The 18,015-nt window shown below is 68.7% G+C and carries 20 protein-coding genes and 1 pseudogene; 14 read left to right on the plus strand and 7 right to left on the minus strand.

The annotated features are described in order from the left end of the window. The first annotated feature begins 41 nt into the window (after positions 1–41). From PW734_03860 to PW734_03880, 5 genes are read left to right on the plus strand one after another with little or no spacing between them, the layout of a single operon-like run. Positions 42–1,424: a GTP-binding protein gene (locus PW734_03860; protein MDE1170335.1), complete on the plus strand. Its 1,383-nt coding sequence runs from the start codon at positions 42–44 to the stop codon at positions 1,422–1,424. A 6-nt stretch (positions 1,425–1,430) separates the two neighbouring features. Next, positions 1,431–2,486, plus strand: a complete 1,056-nt coding sequence (locus tag PW734_03865; GenBank protein ID MDE1170336.1) for a WD40 repeat domain-containing protein — start codon at positions 1,431–1,433, stop codon at positions 2,484–2,486. 60 nt (positions 2,487–2,546) lie between these two features. Further along, positions 2,547–3,083, plus strand: a complete 537-nt coding sequence (locus PW734_03870) for a MarR family transcriptional regulator (protein MDE1170337.1) — start codon at positions 2,547–2,549, stop codon at positions 3,081–3,083. A gap of 53 nt (positions 3,084–3,136) precedes the next feature. Further along, positions 3,137–4,501, plus strand: coding sequence for an SRPBCC family protein (locus PW734_03875; GenBank protein MDE1170338.1), 1,365 nt, complete (start codon positions 3,137–3,139; stop codon positions 4,499–4,501). A 12-nt stretch (positions 4,502–4,513) separates the two neighbouring features. Beyond that, positions 4,514–5,554, plus strand: coding sequence for a TIGR01777 family oxidoreductase (locus PW734_03880; protein MDE1170339.1), 1,041 nt, complete (start codon positions 4,514–4,516; stop codon positions 5,552–5,554). On the opposite strand, the gene PW734_03885 is transcribed toward PW734_03880, so the two are convergent. The 5 genes and pseudogenes from PW734_03885 to rpmH all read right to left on the minus strand — a co-directional run bounded on the left by PW734_03885 (position 5,443) and on the right by rpmH (position 8,461). Then, the gene (locus tag PW734_03885; GenBank protein ID MDE1170340.1) at positions 5,443–5,910 is read right to left on the minus strand and encodes a KH domain-containing protein; all 468 of its coding nucleotides are present in this window, start codon (positions 5,908–5,910) and stop codon (positions 5,443–5,445) included. The genes PW734_03880 and PW734_03885 overlap by 112 nt on opposite strands. 40 nt (positions 5,911–5,950) lie before the next feature. Then, entirely contained in the window at positions 5,951–7,678 is a 1,728-nt protein-coding gene (gene yidC / locus PW734_03890; GenBank protein ID MDE1170341.1) for a membrane protein insertase YidC, read from the minus strand. A 4-nt stretch (positions 7,679–7,682) separates the two neighbouring features. Continuing rightward, a complete protein-coding gene (gene yidD / locus PW734_03895) occupies positions 7,683–7,943 on the minus strand; it encodes a membrane protein insertion efficiency factor YidD (GenBank protein ID MDE1170342.1) in 261 nt (86 codons plus the stop codon). After that, complete coding sequence (locus PW734_03900) at positions 7,927–8,310, minus strand: ribonuclease P protein component (GenBank protein MDE1170343.1); 384 nt, start codon at positions 8,308–8,310, stop codon at positions 7,927–7,929. The genes yidD and PW734_03900 overlap by 17 nt, the downstream gene beginning before the upstream one ends. A 34-nt stretch (positions 8,311–8,344) precedes the next feature. After that, positions 8,345–8,461 (minus strand): annotated as a pseudogene (gene rpmH, locus PW734_03905) (50S ribosomal protein L34). A gap of 176 nt (positions 8,462–8,637) precedes the next feature. Between rpmH and PW734_03910 the strand changes: the two are divergent. From PW734_03910 to PW734_03940, 7 genes are all read left to right on the plus strand, one after another. Continuing rightward, complete coding sequence (locus tag PW734_03910; GenBank protein ID MDE1170344.1) at positions 8,638–9,552, plus strand: hypothetical protein; 915 nt, start codon at positions 8,638–8,640, stop codon at positions 9,550–9,552. Between the two features lie 74 nt (positions 9,553–9,626). Beyond that, positions 9,627–10,394: an ankyrin repeat domain-containing protein gene (locus PW734_03915; protein MDE1170345.1), complete on the plus strand. Its 768-nt coding sequence runs from the start codon at positions 9,627–9,629 to the stop codon at positions 10,392–10,394. Continuing rightward, positions 10,391–11,167: a hypothetical protein gene (locus tag PW734_03920; protein MDE1170346.1), complete on the plus strand. Its 777-nt coding sequence runs from the start codon at positions 10,391–10,393 to the stop codon at positions 11,165–11,167. Before PW734_03915 ends, PW734_03920 begins: the two co-directional genes overlap by 4 nt. Beyond that, complete coding sequence (locus tag PW734_03925) at positions 11,164–11,973, plus strand: hypothetical protein (GenBank protein ID MDE1170347.1); 810 nt, start codon at positions 11,164–11,166, stop codon at positions 11,971–11,973. The genes PW734_03920 and PW734_03925 overlap by 4 nt, the downstream gene beginning before the upstream one ends. After that, a complete protein-coding gene (locus tag PW734_03930) occupies positions 11,970–12,746 on the plus strand; it encodes a hypothetical protein (protein MDE1170348.1) in 777 nt (258 codons plus the stop codon). The genes PW734_03925 and PW734_03930 overlap by 4 nt, the downstream gene beginning before the upstream one ends. Positions 12,747–12,791: 45 nt before the next feature. Then, positions 12,792–13,181: a hypothetical protein gene (locus PW734_03935; GenBank protein MDE1170349.1), complete on the plus strand. Its 390-nt coding sequence runs from the start codon at positions 12,792–12,794 to the stop codon at positions 13,179–13,181. Beyond that, the gene (locus PW734_03940) at positions 13,181–13,882 is read left to right on the plus strand and encodes a hypothetical protein (GenBank protein MDE1170350.1); all 702 of its coding nucleotides are present in this window, start codon (positions 13,181–13,183) and stop codon (positions 13,880–13,882) included. The genes PW734_03935 and PW734_03940 overlap by 1 nt, the downstream gene beginning before the upstream one ends. Here the strand turns inward: PW734_03940 and PW734_03945 are convergent. After that, complete coding sequence (locus tag PW734_03945) at positions 13,875–15,959, minus strand: VWA domain-containing protein (protein ID MDE1170351.1); 2,085 nt, start codon at positions 15,957–15,959, stop codon at positions 13,875–13,877. The two genes, PW734_03940 and PW734_03945, sit on opposite strands and share 8 nt — an antisense overlap. Next, complete coding sequence (locus PW734_03950) at positions 15,956–16,354, minus strand: hypothetical protein (GenBank protein ID MDE1170352.1); 399 nt, start codon at positions 16,352–16,354, stop codon at positions 15,956–15,958. The genes PW734_03945 and PW734_03950 overlap by 4 nt, the downstream gene beginning before the upstream one ends. Positions 16,355–16,437: 83 nt before the next feature. Between PW734_03950 and folP the strand changes: the two genes are divergently transcribed. Together folP and cdaA are read left to right on the plus strand one after the other, a co-directional pair. Next, positions 16,438–17,268: a dihydropteroate synthase gene (gene folP / locus PW734_03955; GenBank protein ID MDE1170353.1), complete on the plus strand. Its 831-nt coding sequence runs from the start codon at positions 16,438–16,440 to the stop codon at positions 17,266–17,268. A 6-nt stretch (positions 17,269–17,274) separates the two neighbouring features. Next, on the plus strand, positions 17,275–18,015 hold the full coding sequence (gene cdaA, locus PW734_03960; protein ID MDE1170354.1) for a diadenylate cyclase CdaA: 741 nt from the start codon (positions 17,275–17,277) through the stop codon (positions 18,013–18,015).

The raw sequence follows: 18,015 nt of genomic DNA on the forward strand, positions 1-18,015 counted from the left end.
TGCCGATCGGGGGGAGGATGACGCTCCCCTTTTTCACCCCTATGGCCACCCCCGTTCCCGTCACCATCATCACCGGCTTCCTCGGCGCCGGAAAGACGACCCTTCTCAACCGCATCCTCACCGGGCAGCACGGCAAGAAGATCGCCGTCATCGAGAACGAATTCGGCGAGATCGGCATCGACCACGACCTGGTCGTCTCCAGCGACGAGGAGATCTTCGAGATGAACAACGGCTGCCTCTGCTGCACCGTCCGGGGGGACCTGATCCGCGTCCTCAACACGCTGCTGAAGCGGAAGCAGAAGTTCGACGCCATCCTCATCGAGACGACCGGCCTGGCCGATCCCGGCCCGGTCATCCAGACCTTCTTCATGGACGCCGAGATGCGGGAGCAGCTCCGCGTCGACGCGGTGGTCACCCTGGTCGATTCGAAGCACCTCCTCCTCCACCTCGACTCGAGCGAGGAGTGCCGCCGCCAGGTCGCCTTCGCCGACGTCATCCTCCTCAACAAGACCGACCTGGTCTCCGCCGAGGAGCTGGCCGCGCTGGAAGGGCGGATCCACGCCATCAACGCCGTGGCCAAGATCGAGCGGACGCGCAACGCGGAGATCGGCCTGGACAAGGTGATCGGCGTCGGCGCGTTCAACTTGGACAAGGCGGTGGAGGTCGATCCCGCCCTCTTTGAAAAAGAGCCCGCCTTCCGCTGGGGCGGCCTCTACAACCTGGAGGCGGGGGAATACCGCTACGTCCTCCAGGCCCCGGAAGGCGAGGAGAGCCAGACGGTGGCCTTCTTCCCCGTGAAGGAGGTGAGCCATCGCGGCCTCCACGTCGCCGAGCACGAGGCGGAGCATCTTTTTGAGAAAGCGCCGGAGCCGGTCGCGGCGGGCGGCGTCCTCAACGTGGAGGAAACGCCGAGCATCCTTTCCCTGGCCGAAGGCGACACCGCCTTCACCCTGCGCGTGCCGCAGGCGGGCGGCTACGCCCTCTTCACCGAGCACGGCCCGCAGGAAACCGGCGCGCGCGTCACCACGGAAAAGGGCAAGCTCGTCGCCCCCGCCGAGGGCCACGGCTTCGGCCCGGACAATCCCCACGGCGGCCACGGGCACGGCCATGGCCACACCCATGAGCACGAGCACGGCATCGGCTCCGTCGGCATCGAGGTGCCGGGCGACCTGAAACTCGGCGCGTTCGAGGCCTGGATCGGCGCGCTCCTGCGGGACAAGGGGGCCGACCTTTACCGCTTCAAGGGCATCGTCAGCTTCGCCGACAAGGCGGAGGAATTCGTCTTCCAGGGCGTCCACATGCTCCTCGACGGCCGCCCCGGCAAGCCGTGGGGCGACCGCGCGCGCAAGAGCCGCGTCGTCTTCATCGGCAAGAACCTGGACCGCGCCGCCCTGGAAAAAGGCGTCCTGGCCTGCAAAGCGTAACGAGCGATGGCCGAGCCCGCCCCCGCCCTGCAAAAACTGTCGAAGGCCCGCCCCCCCCATTGGAAATGGGCCGGGGCCGATTGCGTCCACGCCCTCCAATGGGCGCCGCACGGGCACACCCTGGCCGCCGCCACGCTGGCGGGGGAGGTCGCCGTCCTGGACGGCCAGACGGGTAAGCCCCGCTGGATCCGGGAAGACGCCCATCCGGCGGGCGCGCTTTGGCTCGCCTTTCATCCGGCGGAGCCGCTCCTGGCCACCGGCGGCCAGGACGGCGCGGTGAAACTCTGGCATGCCGACACCGGCGCGCCGATCGTCACCCTATTCCAGGAACGCCGCCGCTGGAGCGAGCACGGCGCCTGGGCGGCCGACGGGACGCTGGCCTTCACCTCCGGAAAGGAAGTCCTCTTCTACCACGCCAACGGGACCGAGGTTGGCCGGGTGACGCCGTTCGAAAAGGCGACGCCTGCCGCCCTGGCCTGGCATCCGAGGGAGCCGGAGCTGGTGGTCGGCGGCTTCGGCGCGCTCTCCGTCTGGAAGGCGGGCGAGGCGCAGCCCGTCGCCGCGAAGGCGTGGGGCACCTCCTTTTTGGCCGCCGCCTGGCGGCCCGAGTCGTGGGAAGCGGAATGGGTCGCCGCCGGCACGGGCGACGCCAGCGTCGAGGTCTGGAAGGTCGGCACCGACGAATCGCTCCGCATGGCGGGCTACGCGGGCAAGGTCCGCGAGCTGGCCTGGCACAAGGGGGGGCAGTCCCTCTCCACCGGCGGCGGGCCGAACGTGGTCTGCTGGGACTTCCGGGGCGCGGGCCCGGAGGGGAGCGCGCCGCAGGAGTGGATGGCCCACTCGGAAGCGGTGGCGGCCCTGGCCGCGCATCCGACCGACGAGAGCCGCGTGGCGTCGTCGGGCCGGGACCAGCTCATCTTCATCTGGCAGATCGGCAAGGACGACCCCGTCGGCATGCGCGCCGTGCCGGAGAGCATCCCGCACCGCCTGGCCTGGAAGCCCGACGGCGCCGCCCTGGCCGCCGGATGCGAAGGCGGCGAGGTCCTCCTCTTCAAGCTGTAGCCCCGCCCGCCGCGGCGAGAGGTCTTGACAAATATTGAATTTTCAGTAAATATTGAAAATATGGATGCGGCTCTGGACCCCGCTCTCGTTGAAGCCAGGGATGAATTCATCGCCCATTGGGGGGCGATGGGGAGCGCCTGGGGGATCAACCGCACCATGGCCCAGATCCACGCTCTGCTCATGACCAGCGAGCGGCCCCTCACCACGGACGAGGTGATGGCCGAGCTGAAGATCAGCCGGGGCAACGCGCATCAAAACCTCAAAGAGCTCATCGATTGGGGGCTGATTCGGACGGTGCTCCGCAAGGGGGAGCGGAAGGAATACTTCGAGTCGGAGAAGGATGTCTGGAAAATGTTTTGCACCATCACCCGGGGCAGAAAGCGCCGGGAGATCGAGCCGGTGGCCGGGGTGCTGCGCGCGTGCGAGGCCAAGACGCGCTCCCTGAAGGGGGAGCAGGCGGCGGCCTTCCATAAACAGGTCAAGGCGCTCGGCGAGTTCATCGGCTTGGCTGAGGCGGTGATGGAGCGCGTCTCGCGCACGGAGCGGGGGATCCTTATGTCTCTGGCTTTGAAGTTCCTTGGGAAAAAGAAGAGCTGAATTTTTCGCCCCGGCGTTACGCGGGGTAAGGGTAACCCAAAAAGGAGGTCACTATGGTGGAAGGTATCAAGAACTGGCTGGCCGCTCCAATCGGGCGGTGGGCCTATTTCTCGCAAGGGTTCATTCTCATTGCGGTGAAGTACAATCTGGATCGCGTGATTGCCTGGGTTGGTTTTAGGCGCACGTGGCAGATGTCGAGCTATGTGAAGCCGCATGCCAGCGCGTCGATCGATGCCGTGGGCGTTTCGGAGCAGGGGTTTTATTTGGCGCTTCTCCTCACTGCGCTTCCGTTCCTTTTCATGGGGCTCGCGCTGACGTGGAAGCGGCTCAAGTCGGCGGGGCTTCATGGGGGGCTTTGCCTTCTGTTCTTCGTGCCGGCGGTGAATCTGCTGTTTTTCCTTTTGCTCAGCCTTCTTCCTCCCCGCTCCGCTGAGAGGGCGAGCAGCGTCCCTCCGCCGTTGCCGGGGGGATGGGATTGGCTGACGGGAGCCCTGGGCAGCATCGGGATCGTCGGCCTGGTGGGGACCGGACTGGTGGTGCTGGGCGTGAAGGTGCTGCACAACTACGGCTCGGGCCTTTTCGTTGCGCTTCCGTTCGAGCTCGGACTGACATCGGTGCTGATCTACAATTACCGGTGGCCCAGGGGCCTGGGAGCGAGCCTTAGGGTGGCGGTGCTGCCGGTGGTTTTTATTGGCGCGGCTTTGTTTGCCATTCCGTTTGAGGGCCTGATTTGTCTTCTCATGGCGGCGCCGATCGCGCTGGTTTTGGCGCTGGCCGGGGGCCTTGTCGGTTATGCGATCCAGAAGGCGAGGCACGCCCGCGTCTCTCCCGTGGTCGCGGCGGCGATCCTTGCCGCGACGCCGTTGTTCATGGGCATGGAGAGCTGGATCGATTTGGAACCGCCCGTCTTGCAGGTGAGCTCCCAGGTCGATATCGACGCGCCGCCGGAAAAGGTTTGGCCGAACGTCGTCGCCTTTTCGGCGATTCCGGAAAAGCGGGAGTGGCTTTTCCACACCGGCATCGCCTATCCCACGCACGCCCGGATCGACGGGTGCGGCGTCGGCGCCGTGCGCCACTGCATTTTCTCGACGGGAGAATTTGTCGAGCCCGTCCAAAAATGGGACCCGCCGCGCCTTCTGGCGTTTTCTGTGACGCATCAGCCGGAGCCGCTGGATGAGCTGACTCCGTATGCGCACATCCACCCACCCCACTTGGACGGCTACATCGTTTCAAAGCACGGGGAGCTTCGCCTGGTGCCGCTGGCGGGAAACCGCACGCGGCTGGAAGGGACGACGTGGTACACGAACCGGATCTGGCCCGTGAATTACTGGGAGCTCTGGAGCGACTTCATCATCCACCGCATCCATCTGCGCGTGCTGAATCATATCAAGGCCCTCTCGGAAACCACCCCGGCTTAGTCCGGCCCTCCGATGAAAATCGTTCTTCCCGGCGGCACGGGCCAGGTGGGGACGCTGCTGGCCCGCGCCCTTCATCGCGACGGGCATGAGGTCGTCGTCTTGAGCCGGCGGGTTCGGCCGGCCCCCTGGCGGGTGGTGGCTTGGGACGGCCGGACCGTCGGGGCGTGGGCCGGGGAGCTGGAGGGGGCGGACGCCGTGATCAATCTGGCGGGTCGGAGCGTCAATTGCCGTTACGGCCCGGAGAACCGGCGGGAGATCAAAGACTCCCGGGTGGATTCGGTCCGGGCGGTCGGCCTGGCGATCGCCGGTGCCGCGCGTCCCCCCGCCGTTTGGCTGCAAGCCAGCACGGCGACGATTTACGCCCACCGCTACGACGCCGCCAATGAGGAGGACGGGCTTTTGGGCGGCGGCGAGCCGGGGGTTCCCGAAACGTGGAACTTCAGCATCGATGTGGCCACGTCTTGGGAAAAAGCGGTAGAGGAGGCGGGGCCGCTGCCGAAAACCCGCGTGGTTTTGCTGCGCTCGGCCATTGTCATGACGCCCGGGGCCGGCGGCCCGTTTAACCTGTTGTCCTGGCTGGTCCGCCTGGGGCTGGGGGGACGCTCGGGCGACGGAAAGCAATACGTCTCGTGGATTCACGGGGACGACTTTGTCCGGGCGGTTTATTGGCTGATAGAAAACGGGGGGCTTTCCGGCTGCGTCAACCTCGCCGCCCCCCAACCCCTGTCGAACGCTTCGTTCATGCGGGGACTGCGCCGGGCTTGGGGCGTTCCTTTCGGCCTGCCTGCGTCCGCCTGGATGCTGGAGATTGCGGCGTTCTTTCTGAGGACGGAGACGGAGCTGGTCCTGAAAAGCCGCTATGTGGTGCCGGGACGGCTGTTGCGGGAGGGCTTTGCCTTTCAGCACCCGCAATGGGAAGAGGCCGCGCGCGATTTGCGGCGTTACCGCCGCTCGATCACGACCTGCTTCAGGCGGCCGCCGGGCATTTCCACGCTGCGGGTGGCCACTTCGGGGTCGTCTTTGAAGGCCTGGTGCACGGTCCACCGCTCGTAGGCGTTCATGGGGGGCAGGGTCTCGGTCTCGCCGGTCTGGCGGACGCGCTCGGCCCGGACGCGGATCTGCTCCAGAAATTCGTGCTCTTCCTTCTGCCGGTAGCCCTCGACGTCGACGACGATGCGGCCGCCGTCCCCCTCTCCCCGGTCGATCATCCGGTTGAGGAGGTATTGCAGGTCGTCGACGGTGCGCCCGTCGCGCCCGATGAGGCGCGCGGGCTCGCGCGTGCGGATGTTCAGCAGCACGCGGTCGCGCGCGGTGTCGTGGCTCTCCTCGATCTCAAAGACGAGGCCGAGGTGACCCAGCATCAGTTCCAGGACTTCCCGCGGACTTTGCCCTTCCTGTACGGTGCTCATAAAAATCGTGTCCCCTTATCCTGCCCGCGCGCAGGGCGGCTTACGACTTCTTTTTCTTTTTGATGCGGTGCAGCAGCGGGATGGGTTTGCGCAGGTTGTGGTAGGTCTGCACGGCGGTGACGAGGTTGTTAACTGTCCAGTAGAGGGCCAGCGCGGCGGCGAAGTTGTAGAAGAGGACCAGCATGACCAGGGGCATGAATTGCATGATTTTCATCTGCGGGTTTTCGGTGGCCTGCGGCGTCATCTTCATGACGACCCACTGGCTGACGGCCATGATGATGGGCAGGGGGTTGACCGGCAGGTGCAGGCCGGGCAGGAGGGCGATGGTGTCCGGTTTCACCAGGTCGTGGACCCAGAGCCAGGACTGGTGGCGGAACTGCACCGCGCTCTGCAGCATGGTGTAGAAGCCGAAGAAGATGGGGATCTGGATGAGGACGGGCAGGCAGCCGCCGACGGGGTTGACTCCGTATTCCTTGTAGAGCTTCATGACTTCCATCTGCATGCGCTGGGGGTCGCTCTTGTATTTCTCGGAAAGTTCTTTCTGTTTCGGCGCCAGGGCCTGCATCTGCTTCATGCTGTGGTTGGCGGCGGACTGGAGGGGCCAGAAGATGATTTTCAGCGCCAGGGTCAGGAAGACGATGACCCAGCCGTAGTTGGGGATGACGTGGTGGAGGGCTTCCAGGATGCTCATGAGCGGGATGGCGACCCAGCTCCAGAAGCCGAATTCCATCAGCTCTCCCGCGCCGTGGCCCAGGGCGGCCAGGCGGCCGTGCTCCTTGGGGCCGGCGTAGAGGACGTAGTGTTCCGTGCGGGTTTCCCCGGCGGCCAGCGTGAGGGGGGCGAAGCGGGCTTCCGCCTGGATGCCGGTGGCGGGGCGGAAGACGCCCGCGTCGACGCCGGGGGGGAAGACGGTGACGGGGCGGCCGACGACGGAGGAGATGGGCCGGTCGGCGGGGGGGACGACGACGAGGGCGAAGAAGCGGTTTTTCACCGCCGCCCAGCGCAGGTCGGTTTCCTTTTCCGGGCTGGAGACGGCGTCGCGCGCGGGGTGGGCGCCGAAGCTTAGAAAGCCGTTGGAGGGGTTGAACTCGCCCGGGTTGACGCGGCCGTAGCGCTTGCCCTCGTCCTGGGCCCAGTTGGCGCTGACGGTCTGCGGCAGGTCGCCGTCGTAGAGGGGCAGGGCGGCGCCGATTTCCATGCCGTATTCCGGCAGGGTGACGGCCTGCGCGCCGGGGTTGGTGATCTTCTGTTCCAGCTCGATCTGGTAGCCGTCGCCGGGGGCCAGGGTGTAGCGGCGCTCCAGGCGGAGGCCGCCGGGAAGCGTGCGGGTGTAGGTGACCGACTGCGCGTCGGAGGACTGCGCGTACGCGGCGGGCGCGGCGTCCCAGCCGGTCAGGCTGAAAACGGGGGTGATGTCGTCCGCGCCGCCGTTGAGGACGACGGGGTCGGCGTTCTTCTGCGCCGCGTGCTGGAGGAGGTCGATGCGGGCCACGCCGCCGCCGCGGGAGGTGAAGATGGCGCGCAGGTTTCCGTTGGCCAGGGCGGTGCGGGTCTCCGGCGCCGTGTTTTTGGGCGCGGACTTGAGGCTGGGGGCAATTGCCGGAGCGGAGGCGGCCGGTTTTTGCGCCGCGGCTTCCGCGCGGGCGGCGGGCTTGGCCGGGGGCTGCGGCGTGGGCCAGCGGTAGGAGGAGTAGAGAAGCCAGCCGACGATGAGCGCCAGGGAAAGGCCGACGGCGAGCCAGTTCGGCTTGGGAGAGGTGTCGTTCATAAGATTAGGAGGGGTAGAGGGAGGGGACGGGATCGTGTCCGCCGCCGCCCCAGGGATGGCAGCGGCAGATGCGGCGCGCGCCCAGGAGGGCGCCGCGCGCGGGGCCGTGAAGGCGGATGGCCTGCTGGGCGTAGGCGGAGCAGGTGGGGGTGTAGCGGCAGGAGGCGCCCGCGCCGACGAGGGCCTTGAGCGGGCTTAGGAAGCGGCGGTAGCCCTCGATGAGCGCGCAAAGGGCGCGGGCGAAGAGGTCAGAGACTGCGGGCATGCAGGTCTTTCATGGCGGCCAGGAGGCCGGGAAATTCAAGCCGGACGGCGGGAGCCTTGGCCAGCCAAAGAAGGCGGCGTTCCCGCTCGGGCTCGAAGTGGAGGCGGTAGGCTTCCCGCATCCGGCGGCGGATCCGGTTGCGCACCGCCGCGCAGCCCAGTTTCTTGGGGACGAGGAAGGCGACTTCCTCCGCGCCGGGCGCGGAAGCCGCTGGATCTTCCCGTTTCAGGATAAGGAGGGAAAGGGCGGCGCCGGTGATCCGGCGGGCCTCTCCCCGGGAGAAGGCGGCGTCCAGGAAGCGCCGGGCGCGCAGGATGCGGCGCCGCGGCAGCTTCTTCCTGGAACTAGGCCTGGGTGTGGCGGGCAAACTTCTGGTCCGCGCCGACGGGGACCAGGCGGACGCGTCCCTTGCGGCGGCGGCGGCTCAGGATGGCGCGGCCAGACTTGGTACGGGTGCGGCTCAGAAAGCCGTACTGGCGCACGCGCCGCTTCTTGGAAGGCTGATAGGTCCGTTTCATATGCTTGTCCTAAATTGTCGTGGGCCGGAGAAGATGGCAGGGGCGGCGCGCGGAGACAAGGCATTTTACAAAGAAAAAACGTACAAACCCTCATTTCCTTAACCATTTCGTTTGCAAACTTTCAGATTACAGCAATAGTACCGGGCATTCCGAATCGGTTCTAAACGATTTCCAACATGGAATTTGAAGAGATCCGGGGCCGCCTGAAGGGGTTAAGCGAATACGGCGACGATCTTGCCGGAGATCGGTGGCAGTGGCATCGCCACCCCAACCCGGACGGCTCCGTCGGCGGCTGGGTCCATAACCAATGCGTTCTCTATCCCGGCTCCGTCGTTGAGGCGGAGGCCATCGTCTTCGGCCGGGGCGTCTCTCTTTCCAAGGAGACGCGCGTCCGGGGCCGGTCCATCGTCGGCCCGGGGGTGGTGGCGGACGGGAAGGTCGACATCGTCGACTCCCACGTCTGCGGCTACAGCTGGGACCAGGACAAGCAGGGCCTCCCCCTCCACACCCAGCAGACGGGCTGGCCCCTGGACCACACCCATTTGCGCGACTCGACCGTGACCGGGGCGAAGATCAACGCTTCCGGCATCGACCGCTCGGAGATCTCCGGCGCCACCCTCTTCGGCACCGGCGTCGACGCCAGCACCATCACCGGCCCAGACACCTGGGTGCGCGGCACGCTGGTGCGGGAGGGCTCCCACGTCGGCGGCGGCGCGGAGGCGGTCGCCTCCATTATTGAGGACGGGTCCAGCCTGACCGGCCGCCACACCACCGCCCACCACTCCACCCTTACCGGCTCCTGCCAGGTGGCGGGCGGGGCGCGCGTCATCGATTGCGTGGTGGAGAAGGGCGCCCGGGTCGATCGTCCCAACCTTCAGCGGGTCAACGAGTTCATCGACAATGACCGCTATGCCGGTCCTCCCCGGCCCATCTCCTATGCGGAGATCCGGCTGGGTGCGGACCAGGTGGCGGGCCGCACCTTTAAGGAAGAATTGAAGCGGGGCCCCGTCCCCCTGGCCCGCTACGTCTACGGCGGGGAAAAGATGCCGGAAACGGTCATCCATCCTTGGAAGCTCGAACGCGCCAGCTAGCGCGCGCTTTCTCTCTTTAAAATTCGCCCTTTTTCTCCCGGCGCGGGGAGAAAATAGCCGAATGTACCCTATCTATGACGTCGCGCACCCCCCTGCCCATGACCTGGGAAGTCGGCCAGCGGCTCGGCGAGATGCTGCGCACCGGGCAGGATCTCGGCGCCTTGGCGAGGCAGTGGGCCGTGACCTCCCGGCATTTTCTCCTGCCGGACAAGACCGGCTGGACCCCGCTGCACGAGGCGGCGCGTCTGGGACGCCTCCCGTCCATCGTCCAGGTGACGGGCCCGGCGCAGGATTGGTTCACCCTGGCCGACCTGCATGCGCGGGCGGGCAGCGACGCCACCCCCCTCCATTACGCCGCGGGGAAGGGGTGCCTGCCGGACGCCGCCGCCCTCCTGGGGCCGGAGGCGAAGGGCCTGACCCAGGCGCAGTTGAACGTCTTCACCTCGGACCTGGGGGCCACGCCCCTGCACGAGGCGGTCGCCACGGACGAGCTGGCCTCCTACGTGGCGGTTCTCCGTCTGGCGGGGGAAGGGCTGACCGCCGCGCCCTTTTTGATCCCGGAACGGGACAATCCCGCGCGGACACCCCTGAACGTGGCGGAAAAGTGGCAGCGCTTGGAGAAACTCTTCGCCCCGGAACATTGGGCGGGCCGCCTGACGGAAATGATGGAGCTGTGGCGGCACGTTTCCGAGGAGGGGAGGCGGCAGCTCGACCTCGAGCGCGTGCTGAACGAGACGGCGCTCCTCAGCCGCCGCCGGATCGAGCCCGCCGTGTTTCACGGGGCGGCGCGGGCGGCGCTGCCGGGCCTGCCGGAGATTCCCACCCGGGAGGTGCGGCGATGAACGCGCCGGACCAAACACCGTTGCCGCTGACCCCGCAGATCGGATCCCTGCTTTGCGACGCGATGCAGAAAGGGAAGGTGGAGGTGCTGAAGGATTTGGGGAGCCGGCTCACCTCCCGGCACTTTCTCATCCCGAGCCATGAGGAATGCACGCCGCTGCACAAGGCGGCGATCTACGGGCTGTTCCCTTGGATGGCCTCGATCCTTTCTCCGGCGCAGGATTGGCTCACCCTTGCCGACTTTCACCGGGGGGCTTTCCAGGGAGGAACCACGCCCCTTCATCCCGCGGCGGGGCAGGGAAGGCTGGAGGCGGCCGCCGCGCTTTTGGGGCCGGAAAAGAAAGGGTTTTCGCAGGAAGAGCTGACCGTTTTCACGACGAATCTGCGCTACACCCCCCTTCATGCCGCCGCGCAGAGGGGCGAGTTCGCCTCCTACGTCGCGGTCCTGAAAATGGCAGGAGAAGGGCCTGCCGCGGCGCCCCTCTTGATGCCCGGCTCGAACAAAAAGACGCCTTTGCAACTCGCGGAAGAGTCGGGTTGCCTGCGCACGCTCTTCGTGCCGGCATTGTGGGCGGGCCGGACTGCGGAGCTGATGGAATTGACGCGGCACGTTTCGGAAGAAGGACGGCGGCAAGTCGATCTCGACCGCGTGTTGCATGAAACGCTGCTCATCGGCCGCCGGAGAATCGAGCCCGCCGCGTTCCGCGGCGCGGCCCGGGCGGCGCTCCCCCTCACGGGGGCGGAGAGCTGGAAGGCGGGAGAGCGCCGTCCATGAAACGCTTTCACAAGGAACAAGGCCCGCTGCCATTGACGCTGGAAGTCGCCCACCAGCTCTCCGCCGCGATCAAGGAAGCGCGGCTGAGCCTTTTTATGCAGGCGCACGAAAGCCTGACGCCGGCCCACTTCCTTATCCCCAATCCCGACGTGGACGGGCCGGAAGATCGGGGATGGACTCCCTTGCACGACGCCGCCAAGGACCGGGAGGCGCTGCGCCTTTTGGCCGACTCGCCTTTTTCTCCGCTCCGCGACGGCGCCCGGTTCTCCGCCGCAGATTTTCTGACGCAGACCGGCGCGTCGGCGAGGCCGATCCACGCCGCGGCGGTGCACGGAAACCTCGCAAGGGTCGCGGCCCTCCTTCCCGCCGGCCAGCAGGGCTTTACCATGGAGCAACTGCTGGCCACCAGCATCACCGGCAGAACTGTCCTTCACTACACGGGGAGCAGCCTGGGGGATTACGCCTCCTGCGCCGCCGTGCTGCGCGCGGTGGGCGAGGGCTTTTCCGCGGCGCCCTTTTTGCAGCCCTGCCGCATGTTCAAGCGCACGGCCCTTCATGAGGCGGAACAACATTGCCATTTGGAAAGCCTCTTCGCGCCGGAACTCTGGGCGGGGGGGGTTGCGGAAATGGCGGAGCTGGCGCGGCACGTTTCGGAAGAAGGGCGGCAGCAGTCCGATCTCGACCGGCTTCTGCACGCGGCGGCGCTGCTCAGCCGCCGCCGCGTCTCGCCGGAACTCTTCCGGGCGGCCGCGCGCGCCGAAATGCCCCTGCCGACGGCGCAGGGCAGGGAGCGGGAGGGCCGATGAGCTGGTTTCGGAAAGAGCCGCTGTCCCTGACCCCGGAGGCGGGGAAAATGTTGGAAAACGCCTTCAACAAAGGCGAGCTGGCCCGCTTTGCGCGGCGCTATGCTTTGACCTCCCGGCACTTTCTCATCCCGGATGACAGCGAAGACCGCAAGGGGTGGACGCCGCTCCATGAGGCGGGGCTCACCGGGCATCTAGACCAGGTGGCCGCCGCGCTCCCCAAAGGGGACCACTTCACGATCGCCGATTTCCTTACCCCCAGCGGGGACGGCTGGACGCCGCTCCACGCCGTGTCGGGGCGCAGCGATTTGCTGCGGGTCGCCGCGATGCTGGGGCCGCAGCGCCAGGGGCTTTCCCAGGCGGAACTCAACGTCACGGACACCAGCGGCTACACCCCGCTCCACACCGCGGCGGCCCAGGGCTATTTCGACACCTACGCCGCCGTGCTGCGGCTGGCGGGGGAAGGGCTGACCGCCGCGCCGTTCCTGGTGAAGGAGCGCAACGCGAACGTGTGGAGCCCCCTGCGCTTCGCGGAAACCAACGGCCACCTGAAGAAACTTTTCGTGCCGGAATTATGGGCGGGCCGAGTGGGGGAGATGGCCGGCCTGTGGCGGCACGTCTCGCCCGAGGGGCGGGAGAAAGTCGACATCGGCCCGATTTTCGACGAGGCGGTGCGGCTCAGCCCCCGCCGGATCGAGCCGGGCGTCTTCCGCGCGGCGCGGCGGGCGGCGGCGCCTTTTCCGGCGCGGGAAGAACGGGGCCGGGACCGGGAGTAGCCCCGCGCCTTGTCGGAACGGGCGATTGTCCCTAGAATAGCCGCCATGATCAGCCAGGGCTATGTCGCCGTTTTTGCCAAGCCGCTCAACCGCGCGCTCATTTCCGAGTGCGTCGAATCGTGGCTCAACCGCTTCGAGTCCCTGGAGCAGGTGGCTCCACACACGGGCAGCGGCCCCGGATTCACCCTGGCGGTGAAGAGCCCGGCCGACGTGATGTGGGCGTCCGATGCGCTCCAGTTCCGCGTCCTTCAACAAGGGGAGTTCACCTGGGTCTATCTGACGCAGGACCGCCGCGCGATGGAGACCAGCGGCATGCCCGACCCCGATTTGACCCTCCCCCTCGACGTTCTGCTGGAGCTGCCCCACGTCACGGAGATCGTGGGCGACCACGACGAGCAGCGCCTCGACGAGCTGGAGGAGGAGGGGCTCCTCTAATGGATTTCCAGGAGTTGCGGGACCGGATCATCGAGCGGACGGGCCACGACCAGGCGGGCGAGGAAGCCGTTTGGAAGCGGCACGTCAACGTCATCGACGGACAGGTGCTCCTGGGCGGCTGGGTGGGGCCCGGCGCGCGGGTCGACGCGGGCGCGTTCCTGGACGAAGAAGCGGCGGTTTTTGGCGAGGGGACGGCGATCGGCCCCGGCACCGCGCTGGGGGAAGGCGTCCTCGTCGGCCCCGGCGTGGTCACCACGGGTGACGTGCCGATCGAGGGCGGCGCCTATGTCTCCGGCCAGCATCCGCGCGGTGGGGTCCGGCTGATGGAGGTCCAGCATTCCCGTATTCAGGGGGGCAAGGTCCTGGCCACGGACGTCATCCATTCCCAGGTTTTAAGCGGCGCGTGGGTGGAGGATTCCCGCCTGGTCGGCGCCACGGTCGCCGGTCCCGGCACGGTCCTTTTGCAGGCCCGCGTGGAGGGGGGCGAGGTTTCGGGCGGCGCGTGGCTCTCCCGCTGCCGCGTCGGCCAGGAGGGGCGGATCGACACGCCCGTGGTTCTCCAGGGGGAGACGGTCGAGGATGACCGTTACGCGCGGGAGCGGTTTGAGCCTGTCGCGGAGGACGAGGCCCCCTTCCGCCGGGCGGAGCAGGTCATGGCCGAGGCCGACCGCGGCCCCGCGCCGACCCGCTGGATCAATTAGTCCCGGCTTTCGGCGGCGGCGGCTCGATCCATCCCGCCGCGTTTTTCTGGAATTCCCGCACGGCGTTGGGGTTGACCTCGGCGCCTTCCGTCGCGGCGGCTTCGGGGCTGGGGGTTGGCGCGGGCGCGGCGGGGGCGGGCGCGCTGGGCGCGGAGCCCTTGGGGATTTGGGCCAGGCGGGCCTCCCAGCCCGCGATTTCCTCGTCGAAGGTGCGCGCGGCGGCCGGGGGCGAGGCCGATTCCTGTCCGGCCACCCGCGTCAGCGTTTCGTCCGGGGAGCCGGGGGGAAGGGCGCGGTGGTAGTGGAGCTTCATCTCGGCGGGGGCGGCGGAGCCGCCCGCCGCCCCGCCCAATTCGAAGACGGCGACGACGCCCTGCCCGGGCTGTGTGGGCAGGCCGCTGCCCGCGCGGGGCAGGCCGTTCTGGAAGCCCAGGAGGCGGTAGGTGCCGCCGGGAGCCAGGGCCAGTTCCAGCTTTAGGTCGCGCAGGGAGGCGGCGGGCGGAGCGGCGACCTCCCGGTCCAGGGCCAGCTCGATGGCGGAGACGGAGTGGGTGGCGCTGGCGCGGCCCTTGCCGGTGCGGACGAGCTTCCGCGCTTTTTCCCCCAGGACGAATTCCCGGCCGACGCCCAGGACGCTCAGGGTGATGCCGTCCTGGGTGTGGCGGGAGACGTAGTCGTAGAGGCCGCCCGCTTCGCCGACGCCCAGGTTCAGGTCCCCGTCGCTGACGGCGATGACGCGGTTGAGGCCGGGGTTGCCGCTGGCGTCGCGGACGAAGTTGGCCCGCGCGATGTCGTAGGCGATCTGGAGGCTGGCGCCGGGCCGCCCGGTGGCCACGGCGGCCAGGCGGGAGAAGCCGGCCAAGATTGCCTGCTTGTCCTGCGCCGCCGTGGAGGGGAGGAGGAGCGCGGAGTCCCCCGCGTAGACGACGAGGGCGACGCGATCGTCCGGCTGGAGCCGGTCCAGGAAGCGGCTGAAGGCCTGGAGGAACATGGGGAGGCGGTCGGGGCCGCCCATGGAGATCGAGTCGTCGACGAGGAAGACCAGGTTGGCCGGGGGGCGGCGGGTCTGCGCGGCGTCGACCGGCAGGAGGGCGACGAGGAGGAGGCGCCGGGAAGGGTCGAGCGGCGATTCCTCTTCCTTGCTCAGGAGGGCCAGGGGGAGCGGCGCGCGTTGGTCGGCCAGGTCGCCGCCGAAGTCGGCCGATTGGAAGCCGGGGCCGTCCTCGTCGATGCCGCCGTCGGCCGCGGGGGAGGGCGGCGGCGCGGCGGAGGAGGTGCCGAATTCGGGCAGGGAGAAGCCCGGGCCGCCGCCGTTTTCCGGCGCGGGGCGGAGCGGGCCGGGGGTAAGGCGGCGTTCCTGCGGCCCGGTGTTGGGCAGGGAGGGGGAGATGTTTTCGTCGGAGGCGGCGGGCGTGGTCTCGCTCGGAAAGGGCGGCGCGGGGCGGGGGGGAGCGGGAGGCGGCGCGGCGGCGCCGGGACCCCCGGCGGCGCGGGGGGGGAAGTGCGGGGGCCGGGAGGAGGGCGGCCCGCCGGCGGGGGGCCGGGGGGTAAAGGCGGGATGGGGCGGCGGCGCTTGCCGGATGGGCGCGCCGGCGCTGTCTTCGGGTGGGGCGGCGTCGGGCGGGGTGTCGGGCCGGTCCGGCAGCGGCGGCGCGGGAATCGCGGGCGCGGCGGCGGCGTGGTCGGGGCCGGGGCGGCCCTTTACCAGGGGGGAAAGGGGCTCCGCCTCTTTCTTCTCCAAATATTCGTAAGCGGCCACGGCCAGCAGGGCGGCCAGGGCGACGCCGCCGCCCCACCACCAGAGGGCGGCCCGGCGCTTCTTTTCCTCTTTCTTCCGCACGGCGGCCAGCGCGGGGCGGTGCTCCGGGGCGAAGAGGTCGTCTCCCGGCGCGGGCGGCGGGGGCTGGGGCGCGGATTTTTGCGCCTGGCGGATCGCCTCCACCTGGTCCTCGATGTGGTCCAGGGCGGCGCGGGCTTCCGGGGAGGCGGCCAGGAGGCCGTCGATCCGGGCTTGCTGCGCGGGGGGGAGGGTTTCGACGGCGTGGGCCGTCAGGAGGGGGTTGTCCGCCGGTTTCATCGGGCGGCGGCCGCGGGTTCCGGCTGGGGCTTGTAGGCGCGGACGGCGGCGTGGAACCGCTCGGCGACTTGTTCCGGCTTCCAGTCGAAGAGGTCGCCGATCTGCTTCAGGGAGAGGCCGTGGCGGAATTTGAGGGCCAGCAGCTCTTCCTGGTTTGGCTTGGAGGGGGCCTTCGCCGCCTCCCGGGCGAAGCGGAAGAGGGTGGCCGCCGTGTCGGCGGGCGGCTTCAGGAGCGCCGCGTAGCGGAGGAAGGCGGCGTGGAGCGGGGCGCGGAGCGCGGCGGGGTCCTTGCGGCCTTGGAGGGTCCAAAGGTAGTCCCGCACATCGGCGCCGTGGGCGTGCCAGGTCTCCCGCAGGGCGGCGATGTCGTCTTCGGTGAGGGCGGAGGAAGCCATACCGGGAAAGCCAGTTTCGCCCCTTGCCGGGAAAAAGAAAGAACCGAGTTGGCGGCCCGGCCGTTTCAAAATAAGTTTTCCGGGTGCCCGGCCTTTCCTGGAAGACCTCCCGGCGCGTCCTCTCCTTTGGGACGCGGCCCCTGGTCATGGGCATCCTCAACGTGACGCCGGACTCCTTTTCCGACGGGGGCCGCTGGCTCGACCCGGAAAAGGCCGCCGCCCGCGCCCTGGAGATGGAGGCGGAGGGGGCCGACCTGATCGACATCGGTGCCGAGTCGACCCGCCCCGGCGCGGAGCCGGTGCCGGAGGCGGAGGAGTGCCGCCGCCTCTTCCCCGTCCTGGAGGCTTTGGCCGGAAGGCTCGCCGTCCCCCTCTCCGTCGACACGACGAAGGAGGCGGTCGCCGCCGGGGCGCTGGAGCGCGGGGCGGAGATCGTCAACGACGTGGCCGCCCGGCCGGAGCTGCAGGCCCTGGCCGCCCGGACCGGCGCGGGCTACGTCCTCATGCACGCGCGGGGCACGCCGCGGACGATGCAGGCGCTGGCCGTCTACGGGAACGTGGCGGCGGAGGTCACCGCCTTCCTGCGGGAGGGGCTCGCGGAAGGGGCCCGCCGGGGCCTCGATCCGGCGCAGGTCGCCTGCGATCCGGGCTTCGGCTTCGCCAAGACGGCGGAGCACAATTTGGCCCTTTTGCGGAGGCTCGGGGAGGTCGCCGCGGTGGGGCGGCCGGTCCTGGTCGGACTTTCGCGCAAGTCGTTCCTGAAAAGGATTGCGGGGGAGGCCGCGTTGCCGCTATCCACGGGCGTGGCGGAGGCGTGGGCCGCCTGGCAGGGGGCGCACCTCTGGCGGACGCACGATGTGCAAGCCGCCCGCGCGAACTCCCTCCTGGTCGAGGCCCTGGCAACCGCTCCCTAGCGTCGCATGAACTGGCCCCACTTCCAACCGAGCTGGCTGATCGAGATCCTCATCATCTCGACGGCCATCTATTACATTTGGAAGCTCTTCCACGGCACGCGCGGCGCGCGGGTCCTCACCGGGCTGACCATCCTTTTGGTCACCCTGATCGCCGTCTCCCACTTCCTCCACCTTTCCGTGGTGAGCCGGATCCTTGACCTCTTCTCTCCCTCCTTCTTCATCGGCGTCGTCGTCCTTTTCCAGCCGGAGCTGCGGCAGATCCTGGCCGAGCTGGGCACCCGCCCCGTCCTCTCCGGCACCCGCCAGCAGAGCGAGGTGATCGAGCACATCGTCAACGCGCTGGAGATCCTCCAGCGGGAGCGCCTGGGCGCGCTCATCGCCATCGAGGGGGACGACGTCTTCGCCCCCGGCCGCTCCACCGGCACCGAGCTGCGCTCCGCCGTGAGCGCCGACCTCCTGGCCACCCTCTTCTACCCGAAGACCCCGCTGCACGACGGTGGCGTCATCATCCGCGGGAGCGAGGTGGTCGTCGCGGCGGCCATCTTCCCCCTCACGCAGAAGGAGCACCTCGACCGCGCCCTGGGCCTGCGCCACCGCGCCGCCCTGGGCCTTTCGGAAGAGACCGACGCCGTCGTCGTCGTCCTCTCGGAGGAGACCGGCACCATCGCCCTGGCCCACCGGGGCAACCTGATCCGCCCGCTCTCCCCCGACGGCCTCCGCGCCGAGCTGACCCGCATCCTCCTGTAG

Source organism: Verrucomicrobium sp. (assembly GCA_028283855.1).
Taxonomy (GTDB): domain Bacteria; phylum Verrucomicrobiota; class Verrucomicrobiia; order Methylacidiphilales; family GAS474; genus GAS474.

Coding starts and splice junctions, on each gene's coding strand:
- PW734_03860 (MDE1170335.1), top strand. CDS start 42: ATGGCCACCCCCGTTCCCGTCACCATCATCACCGGCTTCCTCGGCGCC.
- PW734_03950 (MDE1170352.1), bottom strand. CDS start 16,354: ATGGCTTCCTCCGCCCTCACCGAAGACGACATCGCCGCCCTGCGGGAG.
- PW734_03945 (MDE1170351.1), bottom strand. CDS start 15,959: ATGAAACCGGCGGACAACCCCCTCCTGACGGCCCACGCCGTCGAAACC.
- PW734_03930 (MDE1170348.1), top strand. CDS start 11,970: ATGAGCTGGTTTCGGAAAGAGCCGCTGTCCCTGACCCCGGAGGCGGGG.
- yidC (MDE1170341.1), bottom strand. CDS start 7,678: ATGAACGACACCTCTCCCAAGCCGAACTGGCTCGCCGTCGGCCTTTCC.
- PW734_03910 (MDE1170344.1), top strand. CDS start 8,638: ATGGAATTTGAAGAGATCCGGGGCCGCCTGAAGGGGTTAAGCGAATAC.
- PW734_03865 (MDE1170336.1), top strand. CDS start 1,431: ATGGCCGAGCCCGCCCCCGCCCTGCAAAAACTGTCGAAGGCCCGCCCC.
- PW734_03915 (MDE1170345.1), top strand. CDS start 9,627: ATGACGTCGCGCACCCCCCTGCCCATGACCTGGGAAGTCGGCCAGCGG.
- cdaA (MDE1170354.1), top strand. CDS start 17,275: ATGAACTGGCCCCACTTCCAACCGAGCTGGCTGATCGAGATCCTCATC.
- PW734_03920 (MDE1170346.1), top strand. CDS start 10,391: ATGAACGCGCCGGACCAAACACCGTTGCCGCTGACCCCGCAGATCGGA.
- PW734_03880 (MDE1170339.1), top strand. CDS start 4,514: ATGAAAATCGTTCTTCCCGGCGGCACGGGCCAGGTGGGGACGCTGCTG.
- PW734_03925 (MDE1170347.1), top strand. CDS start 11,164: ATGAAACGCTTTCACAAGGAACAAGGCCCGCTGCCATTGACGCTGGAA.
- PW734_03885 (MDE1170340.1), bottom strand. CDS start 5,910: ATGAGCACCGTACAGGAAGGGCAAAGTCCGCGGGAAGTCCTGGAACTG.
- PW734_03870 (MDE1170337.1), top strand. CDS start 2,547: ATGGATGCGGCTCTGGACCCCGCTCTCGTTGAAGCCAGGGATGAATTC.
- PW734_03875 (MDE1170338.1), top strand. CDS start 3,137: ATGGTGGAAGGTATCAAGAACTGGCTGGCCGCTCCAATCGGGCGGTGG.
- PW734_03935 (MDE1170349.1), top strand. CDS start 12,792: ATGATCAGCCAGGGCTATGTCGCCGTTTTTGCCAAGCCGCTCAACCGC.
- yidD (MDE1170342.1), bottom strand. CDS start 7,943: ATGCCCGCAGTCTCTGACCTCTTCGCCCGCGCCCTTTGCGCGCTCATC.
- PW734_03940 (MDE1170350.1), top strand. CDS start 13,181: ATGGATTTCCAGGAGTTGCGGGACCGGATCATCGAGCGGACGGGCCAC.